Source organism: Rothia sp. ND6WE1A, assembly GCF_001683935.1.
GTDB classification, from domain to species: domain Bacteria; phylum Actinomycetota; class Actinomycetes; order Actinomycetales; family Micrococcaceae; genus Rothia; species Rothia amarae.
The window spans coordinates 1-12,137 of record NZ_LXTU01000061.1 but is presented as its reverse complement, the minus strand read 5'-3'; the positions used below and the strand labels follow the sequence as shown (position 1 = coordinate 12,137).

General features: G+C 53.3%; 11 protein-coding genes. 5 read left to right on the top strand and 6 right to left on the bottom strand.

Going from position 1 to position 12,137, the window contains the following annotated elements; all coding sequences use genetic code 11:
- Positions 1-12 precede the first annotated feature (12 nt).
- Positions 13-930: a cation diffusion facilitator family transporter gene (locus A7E48_RS08310; protein ID WP_068172096.1), complete on the top strand. Its 918-nt coding sequence runs from the start codon at positions 13-15 to the stop codon at positions 928-930.
- Positions 931-974: 44 nt separating this feature from the next.
- Positions 975-1,766, top strand: coding sequence for a spermidine synthase (locus tag A7E48_RS08305; RefSeq protein ID WP_068172093.1), 792 nt, complete (start codon positions 975-977; stop codon positions 1,764-1,766).
- A gap of 6 nt (positions 1,767-1,772) precedes the next feature.
- Here A7E48_RS08305 and A7E48_RS08300 read toward each other — a convergent pair whose 3' ends face one another.
- Positions 1,773-2,831: a DMT family transporter gene (locus tag A7E48_RS08300; RefSeq protein ID WP_068172090.1), complete on the bottom strand. Its 1,059-nt coding sequence runs from the start codon at positions 2,829-2,831 to the stop codon at positions 1,773-1,775.
- 162 nt (positions 2,832-2,993) lie between these two features.
- Here A7E48_RS08300 and A7E48_RS08295 point away from each other — a divergent pair, with 162 nt between their 5' ends.
- Positions 2,994-3,776, top strand: coding sequence for a di- and tripeptidase (locus A7E48_RS08295; RefSeq protein ID WP_068172088.1), 783 nt, complete (start codon positions 2,994-2,996; stop codon positions 3,774-3,776).
- Between the two features lie 230 nt (positions 3,777-4,006).
- Here A7E48_RS08295 and A7E48_RS08290 read toward each other — a convergent pair whose 3' ends face one another.
- Both A7E48_RS08290 and purB read right to left on the bottom strand, forming a co-directional pair.
- Entirely contained in the window at positions 4,007-4,999 is a 993-nt protein-coding gene (locus A7E48_RS08290) for a hypothetical protein (RefSeq protein WP_068172085.1), read from the bottom strand.
- A gap of 112 nt (positions 5,000-5,111) precedes the next feature.
- Positions 5,112-6,542 (bottom strand): adenylosuccinate lyase, encoded by a 1,431-nt coding sequence (purB, locus tag A7E48_RS08285; protein ID WP_068172082.1) that lies wholly within the window; start codon positions 6,540-6,542, stop codon positions 5,112-5,114.
- 205 nt (positions 6,543-6,747) lie between these two features.
- Here purB and A7E48_RS08280 point away from each other — a divergent pair, with 205 nt between their 5' ends.
- Both A7E48_RS08280 and A7E48_RS08275 read left to right on the top strand, forming a co-directional pair.
- Entirely contained in the window at positions 6,748-7,278 is a 531-nt protein-coding gene (locus A7E48_RS08280) for a hypothetical protein (protein ID WP_141669426.1), read from the top strand.
- Complete coding sequence (locus tag A7E48_RS08275; RefSeq protein WP_068172073.1) at positions 7,278-9,110, top strand: hypothetical protein; 1,833 nt, start codon at positions 7,278-7,280, stop codon at positions 9,108-9,110. Before A7E48_RS08280 ends, A7E48_RS08275 begins: the two co-directional genes overlap by 1 nt.
- A 3-nt stretch (positions 9,111-9,113) precedes the next feature.
- Here the strand turns inward: A7E48_RS08275 and A7E48_RS08270 are convergent, their stop codons facing one another.
- From A7E48_RS08270 to A7E48_RS08260, 3 genes are all read right to left on the bottom strand, one after another.
- Positions 9,114-10,214, bottom strand: coding sequence for a glutathione S-transferase C-terminal domain-containing protein (locus tag A7E48_RS08270; RefSeq protein ID WP_068172466.1), 1,101 nt, complete (start codon positions 10,212-10,214; stop codon positions 9,114-9,116).
- A gap of 104 nt (positions 10,215-10,318) precedes the next feature.
- The gene (locus A7E48_RS08265) at positions 10,319-11,725 is read right to left on the bottom strand and encodes a Y-family DNA polymerase (RefSeq protein WP_083147315.1); all 1,407 of its coding nucleotides are present in this window, start codon (positions 11,723-11,725) and stop codon (positions 10,319-10,321) included.
- Positions 11,715-12,137 (bottom strand): LexA family protein (locus tag A7E48_RS08260; protein ID WP_369796774.1); only part of this gene is annotated, 423 nt, incomplete at its 5' end. The genes A7E48_RS08265 and A7E48_RS08260, both read right to left, overlap by 11 nt.

Below are 12,137 nucleotides of genomic sequence, written 5' to 3'. Positions count from 1 at the left end.
GCAGTTCACTTTATGGGTCATGACCACCATTCCCACGGCGCAGGTGCCAATTCCAAGCGTCTCACCGTCGTTGTTGCTATCGCCTGGCTTCTCTTCGCCTTTCAGCTGGCAGGGGCTTGGATTACCGGGTCACTGGCGCTTCTCTTTGACACGGTTCATGTTTTCACCGATGCTTTGAGCGTTACTGTCGCCCTGGTAGCTGCGCATCTTGCTGCGCGCCCGTCGTCGTTGAAACGCACATGGGGGTGGAAACGTATTGAGGTTATCAGCGCCATGTTCCAAGCAGCGTTTTTGCTGGGCGTGGGAGCGTTCGTCGTCGTTGAGGCGATTAAGCGGTTCTTCAATCCGGCAGAGATTCCAGGGTTTGAAGTACTCATTTTTGGTGCAATCGGGCTGGTGGGCAACCTTGTTATGATAGCCATTTTGGTAGGGGGAAACCGTCAAAACTTTAATATGCGAGCGGCTTTCCTCGAAGTACTCAACGATGCTCTGGGCTCGGTCGCGGTGATTGTTTCTGCGCTGGTGATTGGTGTGTGGGGCTGGTATCAGGCAGACGCCGTAGTGGCGCTCTTCATTGGTATTTTGATTATTCCCCGCACCCTCAAACTCCTGTTTGAAACTATCAATGTTCTGCTGGAATCGACTCCACCTCACCTTGATTTGCAGAAATTACAGAACCACTTGGAATCCCAGGAACACGTTTTGGCGGTCCATGACCTGCATGCATCTCAAATTTCTTCGGATTTGCCGGTGCTAACCGCGCACGTGGTGTTGCGCGATGAATGTTTTGAAACCGGGCACACCGTTGAAATTCTCAAAGCCTTGCAGAATTGTGTGAATGAGCATTTTGAGGTGAGCATTCGCCACTCCACCTTCCAGCTGGAACCTGAATCTTTGAAGGAGAGCGAACATTACGCTCATCTGCATTAGCCATCGGCGCGGGGAAAGCTTGGCGCATCCTCTACGATGAGAGCATGAAGTCTCGTACAGTTCAGCTCTCCTTTTCAGGTCTTGGCGCGCGCATTATTCCCGACGGGCTGAGCGACTCCGGTTATATCCTTGAAATCGGCGGTGCTGAGCAGTCGCACGTTGATATGGCTGATCAGAGCCACATTTTCTATGAATATTTACGCCGTATCGCTCATGTGATTGATGTTTTTCGCCCTACCCAGGAACCTATTTCGGCAGCACATTTAGGCGCTGGGGCGCTCACTCTGGCTCGCTATATTCAGGTAACCCGCCCCGGATCTGTGCAGGTCGCGGTGGATATTGAGCGGGAATTACCCACATTGGTATTGGATGAGTTGCCCTTACCCGCAGGTAGCTCATTAGAAATTCTGATTGACGACGCGCGGTCGGCGGTTCCCCGCCTGGCCTCCTTGCTCAAAACTGAGCAGGGAATCGATGCGATAGTCCTCGATATTTTCTCCGGCTGGCAGGCTCCTGAGCACCTGACCGAACCTGAATTTTATGGGGAACTGCAGAACGAGCTTTCCGGTGGGGGAGTACTGGTAGTGAACGTGGGCGATGACCCGGGGCTCACCTTCTTTGCCGCCCAAGCTCGTACTATGCTAGGGATTTTCAACCATGTATGGTGTTTGACCGAGCAGTCACTGCTGACCGCTAAGTACCCGGGAAACCTTATCCTGGTGGGTACAGACCAGCCCCTGTCCGCCGATATCCGGGCTACGTTGAGCGCCGCAGGTCCCCACCCCGGCGTCGTGCTAGATACGCATGAGCTCAGCGAGTTCGTGGCAACTCTTTAGATCTGCTTAGCTCCCAGAACGATAGTCGTCGGGGAGTTCAATTTTGCGAATAGATTGCGTGAGCGGGCTGGGGTGCTCAGGGTCTTCTAAATCCACAGGAGTTTGGAATCCGACGAGGGTAGGTAGAGCGCCGGTTGCCGTAGATTCGTCGTAGCCCAAGAGCTCAAGCTCAGTGGTGGCAACAGATACTTCAATAGGTTTGGTGCGGGTAATACCGATGCTGGCACAAATCAATAGGGCAATAGCGCACCACCGTACCGGTCCCGTTTCCTGCTGTAAGAGAAGCCAGCCGCCAAGAGCGGCGATGGCAGGTTCAAGACTTAGCAAAATACTGAAGATATTTCGCGGCACCCTTCGCAGGGCCATAAACTCAAAAATTGCGGGGGCAAGCGATGACAAAATACCGGTGAGCACGCCGAAAAGAATGAGCTGAGGATCCCAGAAAGCCACAGCTGCTCCCGAGACGCCAAAGGGAAGAACCAACAAAGCGGCAATCACAAGGCTGGCTGCAAGCCCACTAGCGCCGTCGATAACTTCACCTACCCGAGCACTGCAGAGAATATATCCTGCCCAAAAAAGCCCGGCTATGAAAGCGTACAAAACACCCAGGGGATTCACCGCATCAGCACCGGAGAGAGCTTCTACCCCCAGAATTCCTAGGCCAAGTGCTGCTATTGCTGACCAGAGGAGGTCGATGCGACGCCGGGAAAGCGCCATCGAGAGCAGAAGCGGCCCAGCGAATTCTACGGCGACCGCCAAACCGAGCGGAATCCGAGAAAGAGCTTGATAAAAAGCCGCATTCATACCGGCAATAGATACTCCGAAGAGAAGAACTGCCCGCCATTGAATCCACGTCCACGCCCGAATCCGAGGGCGAATCGCTAGTACCATAAAAAATGCGGCAACGGCGAGACGGAAAGCAGTAACTCCCCACGCACCCATATGAGGGAAAAGGTAAACTGCGAAAGCCGAACCAAACTGAATAGAAGTCGCAGAAAGAAGCACTAATCCAACGCCTGCGCTGATACCTGATTTAGCTGACCCTGGATATGCTTTGTTCTTCATAAAACTCCCTCTGTGCTTTTTGACCCTCACCTAGTTTAGCCATCTGCGCAGAGGGGGCAACTTAAAGCCCATCTGCCTAGAACGGGCAGGCGGGAGTGAGCTGTGGGCAAATTTTTGGGTGGATTGCAAGAAAAGTAAGTAGGGAGATGATTTACTTTAATCATGTTTAATCCTACGAAGAATGCTTTTGATAAAGACGGCAATCCCAAGCCGGCTCTCACTAAAACACTTGACACTGTGCTGCGCATCCAGCGCCCCCTTGTGCTTTCCATGGTGAAGAAGATGCGGGAGAAGCACCCCAACGAAACCCCTTCCCAGATTGCTAAGCGCCTGGAGCAGCAGTACCTTCGCGACGTCACCGTGGGCGGCGGAGCTATCGGTGCTTCGGCTTTTGTGCCAGGTATCGGCACCGCAACCTCGGTAGGGCTTTCAGTGCTAACCGTAGGTGGCTATTTGGAACGCACGGCCCTGTTCGCCCAGGCAATTGCTGAGCTGAACGGCGTAGATAACCTGAGCGAAGAAGAAGCCCGCACCATGGTCATGGGTATTATGCTCGGCGAAGACGGCGCCAGCCTGATGAACTCGCTGGTAGCTCAAAGCGGCTCCGCTTCAGGAATCACCAGCAAATGGGGTCTGATGATGGGCAAAAAAGACTCCGGCAAGGCATTCAGCGTGGAGCGCACCATCCGCAACATGTTTGTGAAGCGCTTCCTCCCCCGCCGGTCCGGCGCACTGCTCGGACGCGCGCTACCCTTCGGCATCGGCGCGGTAGTGGGTGGCGGTGCAAACCTCGCCCTGGGTAAACAGGTTATCAAGTCCACTCAGAAAGCCTTCGGTGAAGCTCCTGCGACTTTCCCCGCCGCACTGCAGATTAACGAACGTGCACCAAAATTCGAAGACAAAAAAGCAGAGAAAAAAGACTCTGCCGAAGAAATCACCAAGTAATTGAGCGTGGTGGGAGAGGCACTCTGAAGGGTAAAAGCCATGCAAGCACGGCAGTAAGGTGAACTGGCTGGGTCTGGCATGAATCGCCTTTGCGAGCGCCAGCGAGGCAGGCGAGAAGGTTAGTTCACCGTTGCTGTGCTTGCATGGCGACTTAACCGCTTGAATAAGCCTCTCATCCCACAAAAAATGCCTCCGCTCTTCTTCGAGAGCGGAGGCATTCTTTTGAGGTTTTACTTTTTTCCGAAACCAAACAGTCCGGTCTTTTCAGAGCCTTTAGCAAACATCTTGGCAGCTAAGCGAGCGCCCTTGACCGAGGCAGAGTTTTGCGTGGCAATACGTTCGAGTTCTTCCGCAGAGGTTGCCGCAACCTCCTCGGCGGGAGTTGCCTCGATATTCTCCGGAGCCTTATCTACCTCAGGCTCAATGACCTGGATGAACCGATCGGGGAAAGCGGCAGGCGTTTCCCCGAGTACCTCTTTCGCCTGCGCTATTAGCTGCTGAGCAAACTCCTTCCGAGCCTTAGAGCTTTCCACTACCGAGCCGCCGGATCTCACCAACTGTTCACCGCTCTTGACCAGCAAAAACATCTGCGGATTGCGCAAACCGATCTGTGAAATTGCCGTGATCACGTTCAACGGCGAAGCTCCTGATTGGTGGGGCTGGCGTGCAATAGGTTGTTCTAACGTGGTGAGTAACTGGTGGATATCCCCGCCGAGAATTTGGGCGGCGGCATCGTCGGCGTTATCCACGGGAAGGTGGTGCAGAAGCGCCTGGGCAAAAAGATAGGTCTTGATAGCCTGGGAGGAACCGACGTGTGCCGCTGTGCTCACTCCCTGGGCGGTTTTTTGAGTGTAGGTGGAGATACCCTGCACCGCGCCGATTTGGGTAGCTGCTCGGGTGAGACCAGCAACCTTGCTGTTGCGGGTAGCGGCAGTTACAGCGCCGGGCACCAAGTTATTGACACCTGCTTCTGCGCCGCCCACAAGCGTAAAATCGCGAATAAAAAGTTGATCGAGCGCATCAGAAATTTCAACCGGTGTACCTTCGGGGTTTTTGCGGCGTAGCTTGAGAATGCGACGAATGGCAAGTGGTTCTTTAGCATCGGCAGCGGGGCGCGCATCGTTCGAGCCGGATGCACCGACGTGCGGACGCGCGGCGGGGGAGGACGTCTCCGTCCGGAGCTGGTCGGGGGTGCGCTGGCGTTCGTCGTCGAGTTCTGTCATGTCTCTAGTCTAGGGAGGCAACTGCTTTAAAAGCGACCAGGAAGATGCTCTTTTGACCAGCAAATACTGGTCAAAAGAGCACTTCCCTGGTCGCTTTCAGCGAATGCGCTATTTACTGGGCGAATTTCAAGAGCTCGGGCGCAATACCAATGTAGGTGTTGGGGGTGAGCTCTGAGAGGCGCTTTTCGGCATCGGCAGAAAGACCTAGCCCCGCGACGAATTCCTTCAAACGGGTAGCGTCAACGCGCTGTCCTCGGGTCAGTTCCTTCAAACGTTCGTAAGGATCTTCCATACCCTCGACCCCGGCGATTGCCTCGGCGCGCATGACCATCTGAATAGCTTCGGCGAGAACTTCCCAGTTTTGGTCGAGATCCTCAGCGATGACGTCCTCTGCGACGTCCAATCGAGCCAGACCCTTCGCCACGTTCGAGATCGCCAGAATGGAGTGACCAAAAGCCACACCGATATTACGCTGGGACGACGAGTCGGTGAGGTCCCGCTGCCAGCGCGACTGAATCAGGGTGGAGCCCAAAGTGTTCAACAGGGCATTAGAGATTTCTAGGTTAGCCTCAGCGTTCTCAAACCGAATCGGGTTCACCTTATGCGGCATAGTCGATGAGCCAGTCGCACCTTCCACAGGAATTTGGCGGAAGAAACGGATAGAAATGTAATTCCAAATATCGGTGCACAGGTTATGCAGAATCTGGTTGAAATGCGCGATAGAAGAATACAGCTCTGCCTGCCAGTCGTGGTTCTCGATCTGAGTGGTGAGTGGGTTCCAGTCCAGACCCAGTCCGGTCACGAATTCTTCAGAAACTTTCAGCCAATCGGCACCGGGAACAGATGCGACATGTGCAGAGAAAGTGCCGGTAGCACCGTTGATTTTGCCCAAGAACTCAGCATTTTCCACGTGCTTAACCTGGCGGCCCAAACGGTAGGCAAATACTGCTAATTCCTTGCCCAAAGTGGAGGGTGTGGCGGGCTGACCGTGGGTACGAGAAAGCATGGGAATGTCTTTAGCGTTTTCTGCCATCTCGTTAATCTGAGCTACCAGATCGCGAGCTGCTGGCAGCCACACATTGTTGACGGCGTCCTTGATGCCTAGCGCGTAGGAGAGGTTGTTGATGTCTTCGGAGGTGCACCCAAAGTGAACCAGGGGCTTGAGGCGTTCTAATCCGAGCTTCTCTAAGCGGCGGCCGATGAAGTACTCAACGGCTTTGACATCGTGCACGGTAACCGCTTCGATTTCAGCCAGTTCTGCAGTGGATTCCTCGGTGAACTCGGTGACGATTTCACGCAGACCCTTTTTCTGATCTTCGGTGAGGGGTTCAAGACCGGGCAGGACCTTGTGATCGCAGAGGTAAATAAACCATTCGACCTCTACGTGCACGCGGTCGCGGTTCAGCGCGGCTTCAGAAAGGTAATCAACCAATGGTTCGGTTGCTGATTTGTATCGGCCGTCGAGAGGACCAAGGGCGAGACCGGCGCCGGTCAGTGAATGGCGGCCGTTGGGCAAGGTGGTGCAATTATCACGATGAGACATAGTCCTATTTTGACACGAAGCGGCGGTAGAAACCTGGTCGAATATCAAAGATGAAGACGGCGACGCCGGCAAATAAGGTACCAGCAGGGTGTGGATAACTTTATAAGACATTTTTGAGGGGGTTTATCCACAGATTTCTTTCATGCTCTCCTCCTTCAGGATCCCTTACCCTAGCCTGAAATAAACAGTTCGAGGAGGGAATCAGTTGAGTGTGGAATCCGTCATGAGCGTGGCATGGTCGGCGGGTATAGGAAGCGGCGTGAGCGGGCCGGTGTCTGCTGAGGTATGGACGTTAGCGCAAGAAGTTCGTATATATTCGCAGACTTTGGCACAAAATATCGAAGCATTTCAGGCAGAGAGCGAGCAGGTCTCAGCTCAACTTGATGGAATGTACGCGGTCAAGTGGGTATCGGACGCCGCTACTCAGTTTCGGGATTCGCTGGATACCTCTAATGAAGAACAGTGCGACACTCAGCGTTCGCTGGCTGACGCCGCTGCGAAAACTCGTATAGGGGGCGAGGCGCTTGCTCAAGAGTTAGAAACGTTGGCGGCGAATATTACTAGCGCTGGGGCTGCGGTAGACCAGGGATTGCGCAGCTTAGAGGGGGCAACAGATCATCTTCCCGATATTCTGACCAACCCTCTGGTGAGTTCTGCCCAGGCTCATTTGGAATCGCTGATTCACAGCCCTCTGATTTCCTCTGTACAAAATACCTTAACCGCGGGAGCACGCTGATGAGCCAAAACATGTGCATGGCACGTATCGAAGTAGATACTGACAGCCTGACTGAAGTTGTAGAGCAACTCAAAACCGCGGGGGAAACGAACCAAGATTTAGCGGTGGACGTCTCTTTGATTGCCGCCCAAGTGACAGCCCTGCTTTCTTTTGATCCCACAGGGGAGGGCCTACATGCCGGTGCTATTCTGACCGCCACCGGCGCGAAATTCTTCCTTCTCTCCCAGGGGCATAAAACCCTTTCAGCCAAGGTAGAAACTGCGCGAAATAACTATATTGATGCAGAGCGCCTTGCCACTGAGATTCTCCAAGGTCCTGAGGGGTATGTGCCCGGGCTACTCTATCTGGCCGGCAAAAGCGTGGCGACGGGCGGCGTCTTAGGCGAAAAGATAGCCGACAAAGTGCCGTTCGCCAGCATAGTTTCCCCTCTAGTAGCGCGAGCTCTTTTCGGCATGGGATACTATGCCGATTTGAAAATGAACGGTGAATCTTTCGCTCGTAAACGCCGGGACGAACGAATGGGTGAGCTGGGCATGAGCGCTTCATGGCGACGTGACGTGGGGAAGTACCTCAAAGAGTTCGGCGTCAAGACCGGGGTTGTCAGAGACCTCAATGACTCAAGCGTGCGCGTGGAGAAGCTTGAGGGGAAAAAAGAGTATGAAGATGCTACCCAGCCTATGTTCGCTGTTCCAGTAACTCCCTATCAGTGGGCTCATAACCTGGAGTTGGTCGGTAAAGGCGAGGACGCGATGGACGCACTCGATGGCGGTGATGGAGAAATCATCGAATACGACGGACTACGGGTACAAGTAGTCCGAGATGGTGAGGGTAACACGATTGCTGCCAATGTTTATGTGCCGGGAACGGACCCAGATTCGCCTGCCTACAGCGGTGGGATCAGCACCTGGAGCACGAACGTTGCCTCTATCAATGCCGATAACCTCGATACCCTTGAAGAAAGCACAGCCATGATGCAGCTGGTAGATCGAGCTCTTTCGGACGCCGGCATATCTTCGGACGTGCCTGTTAACCTGGGTGGTTTTAGCCAAGGAGCAGCGACCGTTAGCGCCTTATCTACGAATAAGGAATTCGTGAAGAAATACAAGCTCAATTACCTCTATATGCAGGGCGGACCGACGGGCGATATGAAAGTTTCCCCCAATATTCCCACCATGATTGTGGCAGACAGGAACGACCCCGTACCCCATCTGCAAGGCTCTTCCACTTACCCAGACCGAGGCAAAAATGTTCGGACTATCGAGACGAACTATGACATCACTCCCGACGGCATAGAAAAATTCAAGGAACGGGATGTAGACCATCTTGAGCAAAACGATGAACACATCAAGTTAGTCACGAGTATGCCTGTTCACGGGTATGACGAGTACACCACTGCTACTGAAGCTATCCCTCAATCACATATCCCGGAACAATCTTTGTTGGATATACGGGATCATATGGCGAGTACTGAAAACTATGAAGTCAGCGGTTCTTCGTTTGCACCGGGGACTTCCCAGCAGGATATTTCTTTGAACCGCGCTCTGGGAATTGGGTCAGGAGCCTACGATGTCACAGAAAAAATTTTGAACAATACGGCATCCAAAGGGGCAAAACTACCAGGGCTCCCAGAAGACTACTCATCCACAGAATTCTACGATAAATATGTGGATCCGCTGGGGGAGTCTCCCAAGGCTTTTCTTTATACAGGGGTAGAAAGCCCTGCTCTTGCATGGGTCTTAAACCCCTCCGCCCAGTATTCTGAACCTCTCCAGGCTTCTTCCCAGGCGGAGCGGTTCTCGACTTTTACTCCGGCACTCAAACCGGCTCTTTAAAGCCTAGTTGGCTACGGGGTAAAGAGGGTTGTGACCAGCTTCTACACGTTCGCTGTCGCGTACCTCTGCGGGAGGGGTTGCTCCTGTAGCCTCATTGAAAGGGGAGCCCCCTAATTCTTCGCGGTCGTGGGCAGTCAACCATCCGTCGGTACGAGGACCAACGGGCACAATTTGGGTGGGATTGATGTCTTCGTGAACGTAGTAGTAATGGCGCTTAATCTGCTCAAAATCTACTGTGTCTCCGAAGCCCGGGGTCTGGAAAAGATCGCGGGCATAGCCCCAGAGGTTCGGCATACTAAAGAGCGGCTGACGATTGCACTTGAAATGGGAGTAGTAGACGGCGTCGAACCGTACCAGTGTGGTGAACAGGCGGACATCTGCCTCAGTGATGTAATCTCCCATGAGATAACGACGGGTGTAAAGTCGTTCCTCTACACAGTCCAGGGCAGACCATAGTCGGTCATAAGCTCTCTTGTAGGCAGCTTGCGAACCGGCGAACCCGCAGCGGTAGACTCCGTTATTAATCTCGGTGTAGATGTACTGCATGACCTGACGCATCTCATCTTCGAGCTCAGCAGGCCATAAATCAGGTGCGCCCTCGCGGTGGAATTCCTTCCATTCTTTCGCAAAGTCCTCTGTAATCTGAGGGAAATTATTGGTGACGACCGCTTTAGAGTCAATCTCAACAATGGCAGGAACGGTAATTCCGCGGGGGTAATCTGCAAAGCGGTTGAAGAATGCTTCTTGCAAGCGCTCGATATCCAATACAGGGTCTTTTCCGTCTTCGTCTAAATCAAAAGTCCAGGAGCGCGCGTCGTGAGTAGGACCGGGCAATCCTACAGAAATGGCGTCTTCCAGACCTAACAGACGGCGCACAATGAGAGTGCGGTTAGCCCAGGGGCAAGCGCGTGCAGCCACGAGTCGGTAGCGGTTCTTCTCTACTGGCCAGATGCCATGTTCACGGTCATCTTCACCGGGACCCATGCCAGAATGAGCAACGATGCGATCTTCGATGTAGTTAGTATCGCGGTCGAATTCTTCGCCAGAATGTACGTAGGCACCAGCGGTGGAGTGTTCGTCGTACTTTTTCTGTTGAGATGTCATGGTGTTCATTATTCCCTGAAAAAGTTTTGGTGTAAAGTAAAAATTCTTTCGAATAAAAGTAATTTCTTGGTATCTGGCAGGTCGATGCGTTGATGAAATCCCCGCTAGCGTACGGAAGCTCTCACTAGTTCATCCCAGTGTGTCGTTCCTCGGCGCGAGAGAAGCTCTCTCTTCATCTCCCACACCGGTTTACGAGTGAAGCCCGCTCTGCCTAAGCCGAGTGATCCCTCCCCGCATTTTTCTTCCACCTGAGAAATCAGAGAGGCAACGTTTCTTCTTTCATGACTGTACTGAAACATCTCAAATGCAATAGAGGAATCCTCCGGGGCGAGATCCGTCAGCATAATCCCCGCCCTTGCATAACGGGGACCATCAAAATCGGCACGATCTAATAGAGTAAGCGCTGCTTTAGTCAGCACTGCGGGGTCAGCGGTTCGTGCCTGTAACGTGACCGCGGAGGTAGGGAAAACCATGTTCTCCCCGTAAAAACTTGTAGCGCAAAAAGCAGTCAAAAGTTTCGCCTGCTGTCCATCGCGAACTAATCTCTTAGAAGCCCTTTGCGCATAAACACTCATTACCTGAGCCATATCTTCTCGATCAACAATGGGGTAAGAGAACGATCTTGAATAAATCAACTGATCTTTAAATTTCCGCACTGGTTCTAAGGGGATGCAGGACGTCCCCCGCAACTCTAATACCGTGCGCATGAGCACTATAGAGAACCGTTTACGAATAGTAGAAAGATCGGCGGTCGCTAAATCTCCGATAGAAATAATTCCCATGCTGGCTAATTTCTTGCGAGTCCTTGAGGCAACTCCCCATAGCTGATCCACCGGTAAATGGTGGAAAAGATGGGCACGGCGTCCAGAGGGCAGTAGATTCCACACACATACCCCGCCCAGGTGGGGAACATTCTTAGCGGTCTTATTGCTGAGTTTGGCCAAAGTTTTAGTAGCGGCAACCCCTACACACACCGGCACGCCGATGCGTCTTGCAATATCGTCCTTGATGCACCGGGCAATATGCGCGGCTTGGCGAGTAGATAGACGAACCGTCAGAAACGCCTCGTCAATGCTATATTGCTCAAACCCCTGGGCATACTCGCGCAAAACCTCCATTACCCGGTTACTAATGTCGCCGTATAACTCATAATTCGACGACCGGGCAATAACCCCTCGCGCTTCAGCTCCTTCTTTTACCTTGAACCAGGGTTCCCCCAGGCGGTAACCCATCGCTTTTGCCTCTGCTGAGAGCGCCACCATGCAACCGTCGTTATTAGAGAGCACTACTACAGGCTTGCCGTTCAACGAAGGGTCGAGAATGCGCTCGCAGGAGGCATAGCAAGAGTTGATGTCGACGTGAAAGTAGAGTAGCTGAGGCTTGTGCTCGGGGAGAGCCAAGGATGGAGGACTGCTGGGCTGGCAGGATGTCGAACCCTGGTTCTGGGCGTGAAGGATGGCGGGCGGAGGGTGGTTTTGAAAATCCTTAGCAGAGAGGGCTTTAGCCCACATGGTGAAGGCACCTCGTTACTACTCCAAAAATCATAAAATCTGCGTGTTCAGAGATGGGGATAGCGGGGTAGGTGGGATTTTCGGGAAGTAGCCAGCCTCGACCGTCGGGGCTGCGGCGGAACCTTTTGACGGTGAATTCCCCGTCTAATGCTGCGACGACGATGGCGCCCTCATAAGGTTCAAGGGAGCGATCTACGATAATTTCGTCCCCATCTGAGATTCCTGCATCCACCATGGAATCTCCGTAAACGCGCAGAATGAAAGTTGCTGCTCGATCATGAATGAGAACCTCGTTTAAATCCAAGGTGGTTGCTGAATAGTCCTGGGCGGGGGAGGGGAACCCTGCGGGCACGCGGACGTCGGCGGTGGGGTAAGTTGCAGGCGCTGGGGAAGTGAGGCGCGCGAGAATCAC